The sequence below is a fragment of the Acidovorax sp. GW821-FHT09A11 genome, from assembly GCF_059418365.1.
On sequence record NZ_JBWKPS010000001.1, the window covers coordinates 35,644 to 51,850 of the forward strand.

Consider the following 16,207-nt stretch of genomic DNA (forward strand, 5'->3'; position numbering starts at 1 on the left):
AAGGGCGAGCGTATGCCGGGCGCGCGCCGTTCACAAGGTACAGATGGACCCGTACCGGGCAGTACACCCCGCCCGCGGCGGCTCCTGGCGGCTGCGCCGCCGGCTTCCGCACCCGAAGGCCCGCCCGCGCCATGGGGATTTGGCCTACACACGGCGCCATCGGCTCGGCTCACAATGGCGGATGCGGTGGGGCTTCGCGCCCTTGCCTGGGTACGTGGCAGCCTGGCGGGCATTGGGCTCCCGGGACGGCCCCGTCGGACAGAACCAGCGGCATTGCCGCGCAAGACGTTTCAAGACCCATGCCTTTGCCCAGCCCCAACGACGACATCACACGTGGCCTGAACCAGCGGCCCGCGAGCATTTCCCCCAAGTATTTCTACGACCAGCACGGCTCGCAGCTGTTCGAGGAAATCACCCGCCTGCCCGAGTACTACCCCACGCGCACCGAAACCGCCCTCATGCAGCAGCATGCGGCCGACATCGCGCAGGCCGTGGGCACGGGGCGCACGCTGGTGGAGCTGGGGGCTGGCAACTGCCAGAAGGCGCGCACGCTGTGCCGGCTGGTGCAGCCCGCGTGCTTCGTCGGCGTGGATATCTCGGCGGACTTCCTGCAGGCGGCGGTGCGGGGCCTGCGCGACGATTTTCCGGGGCTGGACGCGCGGGCCGTGGGCGGCGACATGACCCAGGGCGTGGCCCTGCCCGAGGACATTCCGCGCACGGGACGGCTGGTGTTCTACCCGGGCTCGTCCATCGGCAACTTCGACCCGCCGCACGCGCTGGATTTGCTGGCCCACATGCGCGAGCTGATCGACGATGACGGCGGCCTGCTCATCGGCATCGACCTGCCCAAGGACGTGGAGGTGCTGGAAGCGGCCTACGACGACGCCGCCGGCGTGACCGCCGCCTTCAACCGCAATGTGCTGCGGCATGTGAATCGATTGATCGGCAGCGATTTCGATGTGGACCAGTGGCGGCACCGGGCGTTCTTCAACCCGGGCGAGTCGCGCATCGAGATGCACCTGGAAGCGATGGCTGACTCCGAGGTGCGCTGGCCCGGTGGCGGGCGCAGGTTCGACCAGGGCGAACGCATCCACACCGAAAACAGCTACAAGTACCCGCTGCACGTGTTCACCGACATGCTGGCGCGCGCAGGCTTCTCGCAGGCCCAGGCGTGGACGGACGACCGTGGCTGGTTTGCCGTGGTGCACGCCAGACCCTGAGGGCCCGTATGACCAATATGGATTTTTGCTCCCCGCTCGCCGTGCTGCTGTCGCGCTACGGCGCTGTGCGGGATCACACCGTGGCCTTGGTGGCACCGCTGTCGGCCGAGGACTGCGGCGCGCAGTCCATGCCCGATGCCAGCCCGGCCAAATGGCACCTGGCGCACACCACCTGGTTCTTCGAGACCTTTGTGCTCGAGCCGAACGAGCCGGGCTTCGCGCCCTTCGAGCCCGCGTTCCGCGTGCTGTTCAATTCCTACTACAACGGCGTGGGCGCCAAGCACCCGCGCCCGCAGCGGGGGCTGCTGACGCGCCCGCCGCTGGACGAGGTGCTGGCCTACCGCGCCGATGTGGACCGGCGGATGGCGCGCCTGGTGCCCGCCGTGCTGCAGAACGCCGCGCTGTGTGCGCTGATCGAGCTGGGCCTGCAGCACGAGCAGCAGCACCAGGAACTGCTGGTGACGGACATCAAGCACCTGCTGTCGTGCAACCCTGTGCATCCCGCCTATGGCGCCGCCGTGGTGCCCGCCGGCGACCAGGCGCTCGTACCGGCGGCCAGGCCCCTGGGCTGGCGGCATCTGGAAGGCGGGCTGGTGGAGGTGGGCCATGGCGGAGACGGCTTCGCCTTCGACAACGAAAGCCCTCGCCACCGCGCCTACCTGGCGCCGTACGCACTGGCCTCGCGGCTGGTGACCAACGCGGAATGGATGGCTTTCGTGGAAGGTGGGGGCTACGACAACCCCGCCCACTGGCTGGCCGAAGGCTGGGACTGGCGCGTGGCCCAGGGGCTTCGGCAGCCCTTGTACTGGCACCGGCGGGACGACGGCGCCTGGCACGAGTTCACCCTGGCGGGCCTGCGGCCCGTGCAGAGCGCGATGCCGGTTGTGCACCTGTCGTACTACGAAGCGGACGCCTATGCGCGCTGGGTGGGTGCACGCCTGCCCACGGAAGCCGAATGGGAGCATGCCGCGCAGACCGCAGGGACAACTGGCGCGCATGGCCTGGAGCAGCTGTTCGGCGCGGCCTGGCAATGGACGCAGTCGAGCTACGCCGCCTACCCAGGCTTTCGCACGGCCGACGGCGCCGTGGGCGAGTACAACGGCAAGTTCATGGTCAACCAGTACGTGCTGCGCGGCAGCTCCTGCGCCACGCCGCCCGGGCATGCGCGCAGCACCTACCGCAACTTCTTCCCGGCCACGGCCCGCTGGCAGTACACGGGTGTGCGGCTGGCTCGTGACGCATGAGCGGCTTTGCGGCGGTATCTGGCGCGCTCAGGGTTCCATGCGGAAGGTGTGCTGCAGCACCAGGCGGGCGGGCTCCCCATTGCGCAGCAGCGGCGCAAATTTCCAGCGGCGCACCGCATCGATCGCCGGCTTGTGCAGCGCATCCTCCCCCGTTCCTGACAGCACGCGCGCGGTGCCGACCAGCCCGCTGGGCATGATCTCGAACGACACCGTCACATCGCCGCGCGCTTTGAGCGAGGTGTCATTCAGGAGGAAGGACGGGTAGCGCGGCAGCGGTGCCTCCAGCAGCGTCAAAGGCGCATCCAGCGGAGGCGAAACCTGCTTTTGCAGCAGTTGCTCGTCCTCCTTCTTGCGGAAGCTGGTGACGTGGGATTCGGTCACATCCACTCCGCGCGGCGGGATGGATGATGTGGAGCTGCAGCCGGCCAGAATCAGCAGGCCGAGAGTGACCGGGGCAAGAGGGGATAGGCGGGACATGGCGATCTTGAATCAGGGAGCGCCCCGCGATTCGCGGGGCAGGTCCTCCAGTATCCCGCAACTGGCGTCGGCTGTTGCCGTACGCTCAGACAGCCTCGAGTGCCTGCACCAGGTCGGCCTGCAGATCATCGACGTGCTCGATGCCCACCGACAGCCGCACCATGCTCTCGCTCACCCCCGCCTTGGCCAGCTCTTCGGGGTTGAGCTGGCGGTGCGTGGTCGATGCGGGGTGCGTGGCCAGCGATTTCGCGTCGCCGATGTTCACCAGGCGGGTGAAGAGCTGCAGCGCGTCGAGGAAGCGTGCACCGGCAGCCCGCGGGTCCGCATCGGTGCTCTTGAGCCCGAAGCTCAGGATGCCGGATGCCTTGCCGCCGGATTGCCGCTGCACCAGCGCGTGGTCCGGGTGGTCTGGCAGGCCCGCGTAGCGCACCCATTCCACCTTGGGGTGGCTTTGCAGGTACTTCGCCAGCGCCAGCGTGTTCTCGCAGATGCGGTCCATGCGCAGGGCCAGGGTCTCGATGCCTTGCAGGATCAGGAAGGCGCTTTGCGGCGACAGCGCCGCGCCCGTGTTGCGCAGCGGCACCACACGCGCGCGGCCGATGAAGGCGGCGGGGCCCAGGGCTTCGGTGTAGACCACGCCGTGGTAGCTCACATCGGGCTCGTTCAGGCGCGGGAAGCGGGCCTTGTGCTCGGCCCACGGGAACTTGCCGCTGTCCACAATCGCGCCGCCCACGCTGTTGCCGTGGCCGCCCAGGTACTTGGTGAGCGAATGCACCACGATGTCGGCGCCGTGCTCGATGGGGCGCAGCAGGTAGGGGCTGGGCACGGTGTTGTCCACGATCAGCGGCACGCCGTGGTCATGCGCCACCTTGGCGATGGCTGCGATGTCGGTCACGTTGCCCAGCGGGTTGCCGATGGACTCGATGAAGATCGCCTTGGTGCGCGCGTCGATGTGCTGCGCGAAGCTGGCCGGGTCGCGCGGGTCGGCAAAGCGGGTGGTGATGCCCTGCTGCGGCAGGGTGTGGGCAAACAGGTTGTAGGTGCCGCCATAGAGCGTGCTGGCCGACACGATGTTGTCGCCCGCCTCGGCAATGGTCTGGATGGCATAGGTGATGGCCGCCATGCCCGAGGCCACGGCCAGCGCCGCGATGCCGCCTTCAAGTGCCGCGACGCGCTTTTCGAGCACGTCGGTGGTGGGGTTCATGATGCGGGTGTAGATGTTGCCCGGCACCTTCAGGTCGAACAAATCTGCGCCATGCTGGGCGCTGTCAAATGCGTACGCCACCGTCTGGTAGATGGGCACGGCCACGGCCTTGGTGGTGGGGTCGGGGCTGTAGCCAGCGTGTACGGCCAGGGTCTCGATTCTCATGAAGGCTGTCTCTTTCGTTGAAGGGAAGGGAGTGGCACCACCGGGCTCCACGCATGGCTGGGCGTTGCCGATGTGCCGATGGCGCGGGCCATTCTGGCACTGCTGGCCCGTGGCGTCATCGAATCGTTGGCTATGTGCTTATGACGTTCTTGTGCGCCGTGGGCTCTTTCAGTCAGAAGGCTCGTCCATGGCGCTGTCCATGGGCTCTGGGGTAGTGCGCCGCGCCTGCTGGCTGCGGCGCCAGGCCTTCTCGATTTCCACCACTACCAGCACCACCAGCGCGGCGCCAATGCACAGCGCCAGCTCGCCCAGGCTCAGCGGCTCGGTGCGGAAGATGGGGTTGAGCCAGGGCACGTAGATGGTGGCCATCTGCAGCGCAAAGGTGAGCAGCACGGCGTAGAGCAGCGGGCGGTTGCTCAGCAGGCCCAGGTGCCAGATGGGTTCGGATTCGGAGCGGATGGCGATGACATGCGCCATCTGCGCGAGCGTGAGCACCGTGAACACCATGGTCTGCCAGTGCGCGTGGCCGGTGTGCAGGGCCCAGGCCTGCACCGCCAGGCACAGCCCGCCGATGAGCAGGCCCACGCCCAATATGTGCTGCCACATGCCATGGGCAAACAGGCTTTCGCGCGGCGCGCGGGGCGGGCGCTGCATGATGCCGCGCTCGGCCGGTTCGGCCGCCAGCGCCAGGCCGGGCAGGCCGTCTGTGACCAGGTTGACCCACAGGATGTGGATGGGCAGCAGCGGAATGGGCAGCAGCAACAGCGGCGCGAGGAAGATGGTCCAGATCTCGCCCGAGTTGCCCGTCATCGCGTAGCGCACGAACTTGCGGATGTTGTCGTAGATGCGGCGGCCCTCGCGCACCGCCGCAACGATGGTGGCGAAGTTGTCGTCCAGCAGCACCAGGCTCGACGCCTCGCGCGCCACATCCGTTCCGCCCTGGCCCATGGCCACGCCGATGTCGGCGCGCTTGAGCGCCGGGGCGTCGTTCACGCCATCGCCGGTCATGGCGACGAAGTGGCCCTGGGCCTGGAGTGCCTCGACGATGCGGATCTTCTGCGCCGGGTCCACGCGGGCGTACACCTGCACCTGCTCCACCTTCGCCCGCAGCGCGGCGTCGTCGAGCGTGGCCAGGTCGGCGCCGGTAAGCACCGGGGCATCGCTACGCTTCACAATGCCCAGGCGGTGCGCAATGGCGCGCGCAGTGGCGGGGTGGTCGCCCGTGATCATCACCGGCGTGATGCCCGCGCTGATGCAGTCGCGGACCGCGACCTGGGCCTCGGGGCGCGGCGGGTCGATGAGGGCGATCAGGCCCAGCAGCTCCAGCTGGTTTTCCACCGCGTCGATGTCGTTGGTGTCGGGCAGGCGGGCGTGGCTGCGGCGCGCCAGGGCCAGCACCCGCAGGCCCTGTGCGGCAAGCTGCTGGGCGGTGGCGAGGACCTTGGCGGTGTCCAGTGCAGCAGCGCCGTCGGGCGTCCAGTGGGCGGTGCACCGGGGCAAGACCGACTCAGGCGCACCCTTGGTGTAGGCCACAAAACCGTGCGCATCGCGGTGGAAGGTGGTCATACGTTTGCGGTCGGAGTCAAACGGTTGCTCCTGCACGCGGGGGCTGGTGGCGTCGAGCCGGGCCTTGTCCAGCCCACCCGCGTGGGCAGCCAGCACCAGCGCGGTCTCGGTGGGGTCGCCCTGCCAGTGGATGCCCGACGGGCCTTCTTCGTTGTGTACCTGCAGCGTGGCGTCGTTGCACAGCGCGGCGGCGCGCAGGGCCTCGGCATGGGCGGGGCCGGGCAGAGGGTCGCCGGGCACCCAGCGCACGCCGTGGGCCATCAGCAGTTCGGCGTGCATGCGGTTTTGCGTCAGGGTGCCGGTCTTGTCCGAGCAGATGGTGGTGACCGAGCCCAGGGTCTCCACCGATGGCAGGCGCCGCACCAGCGCATGCACGGCCACCATGCGGCGCGCGCCCAGAGCCAGCAGCACCGTGACCACGGCAGGCAGGGCCTCGGGGATGGCGGCCACGGCCAGACTGATGGCGGTGAGGGCCATCAGCAGCGGCGCCTCGCCGCGCAGCACACCCACCACAAAGATCACGAGGCAGATGCCCAGCACCGCCAGCGCCAGCCGTTTGCCAAAGGCTGCGAGGCGCAACTGCAGCGGCGTGCTGCGGTCGCCGGTGTCGAGCAGCGTGGCCACCTTGCCCAGCTCGGTGTGCATGCCGGTGGCCACCACCAGGCCACGCGCCCGGCCGTGGGTGGCGGTCGTGCCCTTGAAGGCCATGTTGGTGCGGTCGCCCAGCGCGCCCACGTCCCCGGCCGCCAGGGCTTCGGTCTGCTTGGCCACGGTGACGGACTCGCCCGTGAGGGCGGATTCATCCACCTGCAGCTGCGCAATCTCGATCAGCCGCAGGTCGGCCGGGATCTGGTTGCCCGCCTCCAGCAGCACGATGTCACCCGGCACCAGCGCCCTGGCGGGCACCACCTGCACGGCTCCGCTGCGCAGCACCGTGGCGTGCGCCGCCGCCAGCTGGCGCAGCGCGGCCATGGCCTGGTCGGCGCGCCAGGCCTGCACAAAGCCGATGACGGCGTTGAGCACCACGATGACGAGGATGACCAGCGTGTCGGTGACCTCGCCCACCAGGCCCGAGATGACGGCCGCACCCAGCAGCACCAGCACCATGAAGTCCTTGAACTGGTCGGCCAGCAGGCGCCACCAGGGGCGGTCTTGCCCTGCCGCCAGTTCGTTGGCTCCGTGGATGGCGCTGCGGCGCAGGGCTTCGTCGGCGTGCAGGCCTGCGTCAGGGTTGACGCCATGGGCCTGGGCCACGGCCTCGGTGGGGTGCAGGTGCGGGGCGGTGGATGGGGACATGCGGCGATCGGTGAGACGGGCCGCACGCCCGCGCAAGGACTTCTTCGGCCTTGCCTTAGTGCGCGACTTGCGGCCGGGCTTTGTAGAACTGGAGCGGGGCTTCCGGCACCTGGTTCAGCACCTGGCGCTTGATCTTGCCCACCACGTGCATTTCACAGGGCTTGCAGTCAAAGCGCAAGGTCAGCTTTTCCTTGCCGTTGATCAACATCAAGGGTTCGGCCTTGATGGTGCCCTGCACACCCGTCACGCCCTTGGCCTGCTTGGGGCAGAGGCTCATGCTGAAGCGCACGCAGTGCTTGGTGATCATGAGGCTGACTTCGCCTTCTTCCTCGTGCGCCTCGTAGGCCGCATCGATCACCTTGACGCCGTGGCGCACGTAAAAATCGTGCGCCTTGTGGTTGAACACGTTGCCCAGAAAGCTCAGCGTGTCCTCGGGGTAGGGCGCTGGCGGCTCGATGGGCGTGGCGCGCTGCAGGCGCTCGAAGTTGCGCGCGCGGTTTGCTTCCAGGTCGGCCAGCGCATCGCGGCGCAGCGCGTTGAGCACCGAGGCGGGCACGAACCAGGGCTCAGTCAGTTGCAGCGCAATGTCGTGAACCGCGAAGATGGTGGCGCCGAAGCGGCCCAGTTGCTCGCGCAGGCTGGCTTCGGCCTTGGCGGCATCGGTGGCAGGCTGGTGCGGCTGCTGCACATCAGTATAGCCCACGTTGCCATCCTCGTCGGTCAGCATCAGGCTGAAGCCGCAAGGCGTTTCGCTCAGGTGCGCCCACAGGCCGATGCGGCGGTCGCTGGACTTTTTCTCCAGCGTGCGCACCCAGTCCATGTCGCGGTTGCGGTTGACCTCGGTGCCCTTGCGCAGGTCCTTGAAGCCTTCTATCGGGTCCTTGGGGTACACGCGCCACTGGCCCACGCTGCGCGCGGACACGGGCTCGGCCACGTTGATGGCCATGCCCACCAGCTCCTTGTGCAGGTCGTAGTAGCACAGGCCGTCGCCGTTGTGCAGCACGGTGGCGGGGTCGCTCACCTCCAGTTCCACGAAGTCGGGGCCTACCTTGCTCACCCAGCCGATGGCCTGGCCCGGGTTCTTGGGGGTATCGAACGCGCCGATGTCTTCCTTGCGGCCGGTCACGAAGTAGTCGGTGAACTCGCGGTTGAAGTTCTGCAGCGGGTCGGGCGTGAAGGTGAAGGTGGTCCGCCCGCTCGATGACCGGCCCAGTGGCCGACCTTGCGCCTCGCGCTCTTCCAGGATCTCGTCGATCAGCGTGCGGTAGTGGGCGGTGATGTTCTTCACATAGCCCATGTCCTTGTAGCGCCCTTCGATCTTGAAGCTGCGCACGCCGGCGTCGATGAGCGCGCGCAGGTTGTCGCTCTGGTTGTTGTCCTTCATGGAGAGCACGTGCTTGTCGTGCGCGATGAAGCGGCCCTGCGCGTCGGTCACCTGGTAGGGCAGGCGGCAGGCCTGGCTGCAGTCGCCCCGGTTGGCGCTGCGGCCGGTCTGCGCATGGCTGATGTTGCACTGGCCGCTGTAGGCCACGCACAGCGCGCCGTGGATGAAGAACTCGATGTTGGCGCGGCCTGGGGCATCCACCGGCCCCAGCGCCTTGTGCACGGCGGCGATCTGCTGCACCGTGAGCTCGCGCGCCAGCACGATCTGCGAGAGGCCCGCGTCCTGCAGAAAGCGCGCCTTTTCGGGCGTGCGGATGTCGGTCTGGGTGCTGGCGTGCAGCTGGATGGGCGGCAGGTCGATTTCGAGCAGGCCCATGTCCTGGATGATGAGTGCATCGGCCCCGGCCTCGTACACCTGCCAGGCCATTTTGCGCGCGGCCTCCAGTTCGTCGTCGCGCAGGATGGTGTTGAGCGTGATGAAGATGCGGCTGTTGAAGCGGTGCGCGTGCTTCACCAGGCGCTCGATGTCGCGGATGTCGTTGCCCGCGCTGGCGCGTGCGCCAAAGGCCGGGCCGCCGATGTAGACGGCGTCGGCGCCGTGGTTGACGGCTTCGATGCCGATGTCGGCATCGCGCGCGGGCGAGAGCAGTTCGAGCTGGTGGGGCAGGAGGGACATGGGGCGTGATTATTTCAGTTTCGCCATGCCGTGGAGCATCCCTCGGGTATCGAGCACGGGGGCACGGACCTGCGTGACCGGGCGTTGTAGCGCTTCGGTCTGGTACAAAGGGCGCGGCGGGCTGCACTTGCGCCGCGCCTGTGTCCGCTGACCCACTTCCCTCCAATCCCGCCGGCGCAGCCGGTCAACGAGTGAAAAGGACTGTGATGAGTACCTCCCGCAAGAAGAAGCCCACCCAGCTGAAACTGTCTATCAACGACCTCGACTTCTACTACCTGCCAACGCGGATCAGCCTGCCTGGCGTGCGACACAGCGACCTGCACTGCACCATCGATTGCTCGTGGTTCTTCTCGAATGGCGGCGCCCACATGGGATTTGTACTGGACTGCGAAGGCGGGCAGGGCAGCTACAACCCCCATTGCGGCCCGATTTACCGCCATGGCGAGAACCTTTGGTCGGAAGGCAGAGGATTCATCTTTTTCTCGGACGGCACCATCATGGCCGAGCGATGGAATGGCACAGCCATGCCGGGACTGGTGACGGTGGCGAACACATCGGGCGCTACGTACAACCCGGTCACGCATCCAGTGATCACGGTCCACATTCAGGCGGGATACAGGGTCGGTGCATTTGCAGACAGGATGCGCATGGTGATCCACCAGGGCATCACGGTCGACGGCCCAGTCCTTTTTGAGGGAGAAGTGTCAGGAGCCGGATGGGGCTGGGACTGGACGGGGACACACAAGGCAGCCATCGCTGGCATCGGCCCCCACTTCGTTACCCCCAACGACACGGGCTGCGTGGAGGAGCGTGTCCCGCGCGATGCGCCCAATGCCGCTCTTCCATTCACGAACTTCAAGTTGCGACTGGCGCCCGGCTGAGCGCCCGCCCCTGGCTGGAGGCGGAGCGGGTCCAGTCTGCCAGGAGGTGGCGCTGGTCGCGGCATTAGCCGATTTAATGCCCCACCAAATTGCTATGTCTGCATAGCAATTGCCTGAAAAAGGGAGTGAGGGTGGCTAGGATGCGGTCCAGGCCGCCCCAAAATGGTGCGTCCGATCTCGCCCCTGCCACTCCTGGAGACTTTTACCGTGCTTCGTGCTTCCCGTCTGCGTCGTCCCCTCTCTTTCCCCCTGTCCCTGGTGCAGTTTGCCGCTGTGTCCGCGTGTGTCGCCGCTGCTGGCGCCGCCGCAGCGCAGGAGGTGCAAACCGTCAAGATCGCCCACGCGGGTCCGGTGTCGGGCGGCATCGCCCACATCGGCAAGGACACCGAGAACGGCGTGCGCCTGGCGGTGGACGACCTGAACGCCCAGAACCTGGTCATCGGCGGCAAGAAGATCAAGTTCGAGCTGGCGGCCGAAGACGATGCCGGCGACCCGCGCCAGGCCACGGCCGTGGCGCAAAAGCTGTGCGACCAGAAGGTGGCGGGCGTGGTCGGCCACCTGCAGTCGGGCACGTCCATTCCTGCGGCGGCCGTCTATGACAAGTGCGGCGTGCCCCACATCACCGCCGCCGCCACCAACCCGGACCTGACCAAGCCCGGCTACAAGACCACCTACCGCCTGATCGCCAACGACAACGCGTTGGGCGCGGCGCTGGCACTGTTCTCGGCCGACCACTTGAAGCTCAAGAGCGTGGCCATCATCGACGACCGCACCGCGTATGGCCAGGGCGTGGCCTCGGTGTTCAAGGCCACCGCCCTGCAAAAGGGCCTGAAGGTGGTGGGCGAGGAATTCACCAACGACAAGGCCACCGACTTCATGGCCATCCTCACGGCCATCAAGAACAAGAAGCCCGACGCGATCTTCTACGGCGGCCTGGACGCGCAGGCCGGCCCCATGCTGCGCCAGATGGAGCAGCTGGGCCTGGGCAACGTGAAGTTCTTCGGCGGCGATGCGCTGTGCACCGAGAAGCTGCCCGAGCTGTCGGGCAAGAGCCCTGCGCTCAAGAACGTGACCTGCGCCACGGGCGGCGCCTCGGTCGACAAGATGCAGGGCGGGGCGGACTGGAAGAAGCGCTACGACGCCAAGTTCCCCGGCCAGTTCCAGATCTACAGCCCGTACGCCTACGACGCGGCCATGGTGCTGGCCGATGCGATGAAGCGCGCCAACTCGGTGGACCCCAAGGTGTACATCCCCTTCATCGGCAAGACCGAGTACAAGGGCGTGACCGCCAACATCGCCTTCACGGCCAAGGGCGAGCTGACCACGCCCGCCGTGACGCTGTACACCTACAAGGACGGCAACCGCGTGGCGCTCAACTGAGCACCGCGGGCACGGCCCGCCACCGCTACGGCCGCCCCGCGCGGCCGTTTTTCATGGGGGTGCCCACGGCGGTTTGCCATTACAGTCGGGCCGGTAGCAAGCCGGGCAGGGCGGTCCCGCCGGCTGTGGTCCGGGCACCCCGCCCGCCAAGGAGTCTTTTCATGCGTGCTGTAGTAGGTCTGGCCGGGCTGGTGGTGGCGCTGGCTGTGGTGGGTGTCCTTGCCAGAAAGCAGCTGTCCGCCGTCCGCACGCCCGTGCCGTCGCTGCAGACAGCAGCGCCGGCCGGCGGTGCCCCGGCTTTGGCGGCGCAGCCGGCCACGGTGCGCGACCAGAGCCAGCAGATCCAGCAGCAGGTCAAGCAGCAGATGGAAGGCCTGATGCAGCAGGCGCGGCCCATCCCGGACGATGAGAAATAGGATGAAATGGGCTGCTGGCGCTTATCCTTCAAGCGCTGGTAGCTATTATTTGTATAGCAATGAATCCTGACCAAGACGCGCACTGGATGCGCCTGGCCCTGGCCGAGGCGCAAGTCGCCGTGCGCGCGGGCGAGGTGCCCGTGGGGGCCATCTTGGTCAAGGATGGCCAGGTGATCGCCACCGGCCGCAACGCGCCGGTCGAGGGGCACGACCCCACGGCCCACGCCGAGATCGTGGCCCTGCGCGCGGCGGCGCGGCGGCTGGGCAACTACCGGTTGGACGGCTGCAGCCTGTATGTCACGCTGGAGCCGTGTGCCATGTGCAGCGGTGCCATGCTGCATGCGCGCCTGGCGCGCGTGGTGTACGGCGCCGCAGATCCCAAGACGGGTGCGGCGGGCTCGGTGCTGAACCTGTTTGGCCATGCCGAGCTGAACCACCAGACCCAGGTGCGGGGCGGGGTGCTGGCCGACGAGTGCGGCGGCCTGCTCAGCGGCTTCTTCCGGCAGCGCCGCCATCAACAACGCACCGAGGCACTGGCCCGCCATCCGCTGCGCGACGACGCCCTGCGCACGCCCGATGCCGCCTTCGCGGATCTGCCCGGCTACCCCTGGGCGCCGCGCTACCTGAGCGACCTGCCCAGCCTGGCCGGCTTGCGTTTGCACTACCTGGACGAAGGCCCGCAGGACGCGCCGCGCACCTGGCTGTGCCTGCACGGCAACCCGGCCTGGAGCTACCTGTACCGGCGCATGCTGCCCGTGTTCCTCTCGGCCGGGGACCGCGTGGTCGCGCCCGACCTGATCGGCTTTGGCAAGAGCGACAAGCCCAAGAAAGAGTCGGCGCACCAGTTCGAATGGCACCGCCAGGTGCTGCTGGAACTCATCGGGCGGCTGGACCTGCGCAACGTGGTGCTGGTGGTGCAGGACTGGGGCGGCATCCTGGGCCTGACGCTGCCCATGGCCTGCCCCGAGCGGTTTGCGGGCCTGCTGGTGATGAACACCGTGCTGGCCACGGGTGATGCGCCGCTGCCCGCCGGATTCCTCGATTGGCGTGCGATGTGCCGCGACAAGCCGCTGTATGGCGTGGGGCGCCTGCTGGCGCGCGGCAACCCGCACCTGGCCGGGGCGGAGTGCGCCGCCTACGACGCGCCGTTCCCCGACAAGGGCTACCGCGCCGCGCTGCGCGCCTTTCCTGAACGCGTGCCGGCATCGGAGGATGCGCCGGGGGCCGCGCTGTCGCGCCAGGCGCGTGATTTCTGGCAGCAGCGGTGGCAGGGCCGGAGCCTGATGTTCATTGGCGCCAAGGACCCGGTGCTCGGGCCCGCCACCATGCACGATCTGCACCGCCACATTCGCGGCTGCCCCGCGCCCACCGTGCTGGCCGACGCCGGGCACTTCGTGCAGGAGCATGGCGAGCCGATCGCGCGGCAGGCTGTGGAATACTTCTCGTTTCCCGGCGCCGGCCGTGCCACCGGCTGACATGGCGCCAGACGGACTCTCTTTTTGACGGAGCAGGCCCCTTCACGGCCTGAGCGCTTTGCAAGACCATTCACACGATCATCCCGGTCACGACCATTCCCAGTGCAGCCACGACCACGGCCCCAAGCACATCTACATCTATTCGCCGTCGAGCGCCGTGCAGGACAAGGTCGCCTTCAAACGCGGCCTCGCCCGGCTGAAGGCCCTGGGCCATGAGGTCGAGGTGGATGCGGACGCCCTGGCCGTGCACACCCGCTTCGCGGGCGACGACGCCACCCGCCTGGCCGCCATCCACCGTGCCGCGGCCAGCGGCGCCGATGTGGCGCTGATCTCGCGCGGCGGCTACGGGCTGTCGCGCATCCTGCCGGGCATCCGCTACAAGGCGGTGGCCAAGGCGATCGCGGGCGGCACGCGCTTCGTGGGCGTGAGCGACTTCACCGCCTTCCAGACCGCGCTGCTGGCCAAGACGGGCGCCACATCGTGGGCCGGCCCTTCGCTGGGCGCCGACTTTGGCGTGGCCGGCGAGCCCGACGACATCATGGAGGCCTGCTTCGACGATTTGCTGACCGGCCATGGCGAAGGCACGGGCTGGCGCATGAACAATGAAAAGCCCGACGCCGCCACGGGCAAGCCGGCCGTCCCCAATGTCTACGTGAAAAGCGCCACGCTGTGGGGCGGCAACCTGGCGGTGCTGGCTTCGCTGGTGGGCACGCCGTACCTGCCGGCCATCAAGGGTGGCGTGCTGTTCCTGGAAGACGTGCACGAGCACCCCTACCGCATCGAGCGCATGCTCACCCAGCTGCTGCACGCCGGCGTGCTGGCCCAGCAGAAGGCCGTGGTGCTGGGGCAGTTCACCAACTTCAAGCTCGCGCCGCACGACAAGGGCTACAAGCTGCAGTCGGTGGTGGACTGGCTGCGCACGCAGATCAAGGCGCCCGTGCTCACGAACCTGCCCTTCGGCCATGTGGCGACCAAGGTGCTGCTGCCCGTGGGGAGCACGGTATCGCTGTCGGTGGAAGGGCGGGATGCGCTGATCTACTGGGGACACCAGCACTGATTCGGTGCTGCCTTCAATCGCCTGCCTCTGGATTCCTGCCCGCTGGGCCCAGGGGATGCCGGGCGGCATGGCACCTGCCAGCGGCGGGTGTCCGCCCGGGCTGGGGCTCGGGTCAGGCGTTGCCGGGAGGGGGCTGGGCCGGGCGCAGTGCACGTGGCAACTGGCCCTGGAACAGGGGGGTGACCTGGTCGATCACGCCCCGCGCGCCGGTTTCGCCGCGCAAGGGCACGAGCGTGCTGAAGAGATCGGTGCGCAGGTACCACAACGCTTCGATGTCGCCGGCGTAGCGCAGGCGCATGTTCATGCGCGCCACCTCGCAACCGCTCATGCCCGCCAGGCTTTGCAGCATGGCCCGGCGTACCTCCTCCAGCCCGTGGTCGCGCACCCAGGCCGTCGATGACGGCTTGTCACGGCCCAGAAGGTCGTGAAGGTTGTTGCGGAGATTGGGCTTGTTCCAGCGCATGGAGGGAGGCGGACGCATTTTTTGTAACAGGGTCGGCCAAATTAAGCGGGAGCGAGGCGCCACGCAAGGGGCGCGCTACTGTTTTTGCGTAAAGACAACAGACGCACCTTGTTTGTTGCGAACTTTTACGTGTTTGTTGATTTTTTTGGGATGGCCGGCAAATCGCGGGTGGCAACCGCCGCCATGTGCCGCCGGGCCCACGAAATTCACTTTGCCTGGGGCACCCCCGCAGCGCCGTCAGGTCCCGGGTGGCGCCATCGGACGCCTGGCGGCGCCAGGCAACGATTCTTGACGCTTTCATGGGTGCGCCGCCAGGGCGCTTGCACTAAACTGATTCACATGATGTTACCAATAGGCCGGTGTCCATGAGCGTGCTGTCGACGATGGTCTTTGCGGACATCTCGGGCAGCACCGCCTTGTATGAAGCGCTGGGCAACGAGCGCGCCACCGAGGCGGTGACCCAGGTCACGCAATGGATCAGCGACACCATCCAGACGCACGGGGGGCGGGTGGTCAAGAAGCTGGGCGACGGGGTGCTGGGCGTTTTTGGCGATGCCGCCAGCGCCGTATCCGCCATGGCGGCCATGCTGCGCGAGCACAAGGCCCGCCAGGAGCGCTGGCCCCAGCCCTTGCGCATGGAGGTGCGCGTTGGCGTGGCCAGCGGCGAAGTGGTGGATGTGGATGGCGACTGCTATGGCGATGCCGTCAACGTCGCCTCCCGGCTGTGCGAGCGGGCCGGCCCGGCCGAGATCTGGGCCACCGAGACCACCGTGCTGCTGGCGGGGGCCGCGCCGGATGTCTGGTACCGCAAGCTGGGCATGATGGACATTCGCGGCAAGGCCGAGCTGCTGATGCTCTACCACGTGGAGTGGCGCGAGGACGAGGCGCCCGACTCCCTCACCATGCAGGCTTCCCTTGTCAGCAACTTTGCGCCGGCAGACTCGATCCTGGGGCACATCCAGTTCTCGTGGCACGGCGTGGACCGCACCTTCACCTCGTCCGACGCCCCCGTCCTGGTGGGGCGGGCGCTGCACGCCCAGCTGTGCGTCGACGATCCGCGCGTCTCGCGCCTGCATGCGCGCATCGACTGGCGCAACAGCGGCTTCGTCCTGACGGACATGAGCAGCTTTGGAACCTGGGTGCGGTTCGAGGGCAGCGATTCGCCCGTGCGGCTGCGGCGCGATGCCTGCATCCTGCATGGCACCGGGCACATCGCGCTGGGCGTTTCCTTCACGGAGCCCAGTGCGCCGACCATGAGCTTCCACGTGGCCGGAGGCAGCGTGCGCCTGCGCTGACGGGCTGCG

Annotated in this window: 13 protein-coding genes; 8 read left to right on the forward strand and 5 right to left on the reverse strand. The window is 67.9% G+C overall.

Annotated features, from left to right (window positions below):
- The first annotated feature begins 299 nt into the window (after positions 1-299).
- Together egtD and egtB are read left to right on the forward strand one after the other, a co-directional pair.
- Complete coding sequence (gene egtD, locus AC07PV_RS00175) at positions 300-1,220, forward strand: L-histidine N(alpha)-methyltransferase (RefSeq protein WP_218340972.1); 921 nt, start codon at positions 300-302, stop codon at positions 1,218-1,220.
- A gap of 8 nt (positions 1,221-1,228) precedes the next feature.
- On the forward strand, positions 1,229-2,464 hold the full coding sequence (gene egtB / locus AC07PV_RS00180; protein ID WP_494629017.1) for an ergothioneine biosynthesis protein EgtB: 1,236 nt from the start codon (positions 1,229-1,231) through the stop codon (positions 2,462-2,464).
- Between the two features lie 27 nt (positions 2,465-2,491).
- Here egtB and AC07PV_RS00185 read toward each other — a convergent pair whose 3' ends face one another.
- The 4 genes from AC07PV_RS00185 to AC07PV_RS00200 form a co-directional block, all read right to left on the reverse strand.
- Positions 2,492-2,941 (reverse strand): energy transducer TonB, encoded by a 450-nt coding sequence (locus AC07PV_RS00185; protein WP_494629018.1) that lies wholly within the window; start codon positions 2,939-2,941, stop codon positions 2,492-2,494.
- 85 nt (positions 2,942-3,026) lie between these two features.
- Positions 3,027-4,310: an O-acetylhomoserine aminocarboxypropyltransferase/cysteine synthase family protein gene (locus tag AC07PV_RS00190; protein WP_494629020.1), complete on the reverse strand. Its 1,284-nt coding sequence runs from the start codon at positions 4,308-4,310 to the stop codon at positions 3,027-3,029.
- Between the two features lie 168 nt (positions 4,311-4,478).
- A complete protein-coding gene (locus AC07PV_RS00195; RefSeq protein ID WP_494629022.1) occupies positions 4,479-7,172 on the reverse strand; it encodes a cation-translocating P-type ATPase in 2,694 nt (897 codons plus the stop codon).
- 55 nt (positions 7,173-7,227) lie between these two features.
- Positions 7,228-9,231, reverse strand: a complete 2,004-nt coding sequence (locus AC07PV_RS00200) for a peptidase U32 family protein (RefSeq protein ID WP_218340976.1) — start codon at positions 9,229-9,231, stop codon at positions 7,228-7,230.
- Positions 9,232-9,437: 206 nt separating this feature from the next.
- Here AC07PV_RS00200 and AC07PV_RS00205 point away from each other — a divergent pair, with 206 nt between their 5' ends.
- The 5 genes from AC07PV_RS00205 (at position 9,438) to AC07PV_RS00225 (ending at position 14,440) form a co-directional block, all read left to right on the forward strand.
- Positions 9,438-10,112, forward strand: coding sequence for a hypothetical protein (locus AC07PV_RS00205; protein ID WP_218294580.1), 675 nt, complete (start codon positions 9,438-9,440; stop codon positions 10,110-10,112).
- A gap of 207 nt (positions 10,113-10,319) precedes the next feature.
- A complete protein-coding gene (locus AC07PV_RS00210) occupies positions 10,320-11,492 on the forward strand; it encodes a branched-chain amino acid ABC transporter substrate-binding protein (RefSeq protein ID WP_370627839.1) in 1,173 nt (390 codons plus the stop codon).
- A 161-nt stretch (positions 11,493-11,653) separates the two neighbouring features.
- Positions 11,654-11,908 (forward strand): hypothetical protein, encoded by a 255-nt coding sequence (locus tag AC07PV_RS00215; RefSeq protein ID WP_218340977.1) that lies wholly within the window; start codon positions 11,654-11,656, stop codon positions 11,906-11,908.
- A gap of 59 nt (positions 11,909-11,967) precedes the next feature.
- Entirely contained in the window at positions 11,968-13,383 is a 1,416-nt protein-coding gene (tadA, locus tag AC07PV_RS00220; protein ID WP_494629024.1) for a tRNA adenosine(34) deaminase TadA, read from the forward strand.
- A gap of 58 nt (positions 13,384-13,441) precedes the next feature.
- Positions 13,442-14,440, forward strand: coding sequence for an LD-carboxypeptidase (locus tag AC07PV_RS00225; RefSeq protein ID WP_494629026.1), 999 nt, complete (start codon positions 13,442-13,444; stop codon positions 14,438-14,440).
- 112 nt (positions 14,441-14,552) lie between these two features.
- Here AC07PV_RS00225 and AC07PV_RS00230 read toward each other — a convergent pair whose 3' ends face one another.
- A complete protein-coding gene (locus AC07PV_RS00230; protein ID WP_369642735.1) occupies positions 14,553-14,921 on the reverse strand; it encodes a hypothetical protein in 369 nt (122 codons plus the stop codon).
- Between the two features lie 347 nt (positions 14,922-15,268).
- Between AC07PV_RS00230 and AC07PV_RS00235 the strand changes: the two genes are divergently transcribed.
- Positions 15,269-16,198 carry an adenylate/guanylate cyclase domain-containing protein gene (locus tag AC07PV_RS00235; protein WP_218294584.1) on the forward strand — a complete coding sequence of 310 codons (930 nt, stop codon included), beginning with the start codon at positions 15,269-15,271 and terminating at the stop codon, positions 16,196-16,198.
- Positions 16,199-16,207: the final 9 nt, after the last annotated feature.

What these genes read in the sequence shown, in the direction of transcription:
- egtD (WP_218340972.1), top strand. Translation starts at nt 300, where the DNA reads ATGCCTTTGCCCAGCCCCAACGACGACATCACACGTGGCCTGAACCAG.
- egtB (WP_494629017.1), top strand. Translation starts at nt 1,229, where the DNA reads ATGACCAATATGGATTTTTGCTCCCCGCTCGCCGTGCTGCTGTCGCGC.
- AC07PV_RS00185 (WP_494629018.1), bottom strand. Translation starts at nt 2,941, where the DNA reads ATGTCCCGCCTATCCCCTCTTGCCCCGGTCACTCTCGGCCTGCTGATT.
- AC07PV_RS00190 (WP_494629020.1), bottom strand. Translation starts at nt 4,310, where the DNA reads ATGAGAATCGAGACCCTGGCCGTACACGCTGGCTACAGCCCCGACCCC.
- AC07PV_RS00195 (WP_494629022.1), bottom strand. Translation starts at nt 7,172, where the DNA reads ATGTCCCCATCCACCGCCCCGCACCTGCACCCCACCGAGGCCGTGGCC.
- AC07PV_RS00200 (WP_218340976.1), bottom strand. Translation starts at nt 9,231, where the DNA reads ATGTCCCTCCTGCCCCACCAGCTCGAACTGCTCTCGCCCGCGCGCGAT.
- AC07PV_RS00205 (WP_218294580.1), top strand. Translation starts at nt 9,438, where the DNA reads ATGAGTACCTCCCGCAAGAAGAAGCCCACCCAGCTGAAACTGTCTATC.
- AC07PV_RS00215 (WP_218340977.1), top strand. Translation starts at nt 11,654, where the DNA reads ATGCGTGCTGTAGTAGGTCTGGCCGGGCTGGTGGTGGCGCTGGCTGTG.
- tadA (WP_494629024.1), top strand. Translation starts at nt 11,968, where the DNA reads ATGAATCCTGACCAAGACGCGCACTGGATGCGCCTGGCCCTGGCCGAG.
- AC07PV_RS00230 (WP_369642735.1), bottom strand. Translation starts at nt 14,921, where the DNA reads ATGCGTCCGCCTCCCTCCATGCGCTGGAACAAGCCCAATCTCCGCAAC.
- AC07PV_RS00235 (WP_218294584.1), top strand. Translation starts at nt 15,269, where the DNA reads ATGAGCGTGCTGTCGACGATGGTCTTTGCGGACATCTCGGGCAGCACC.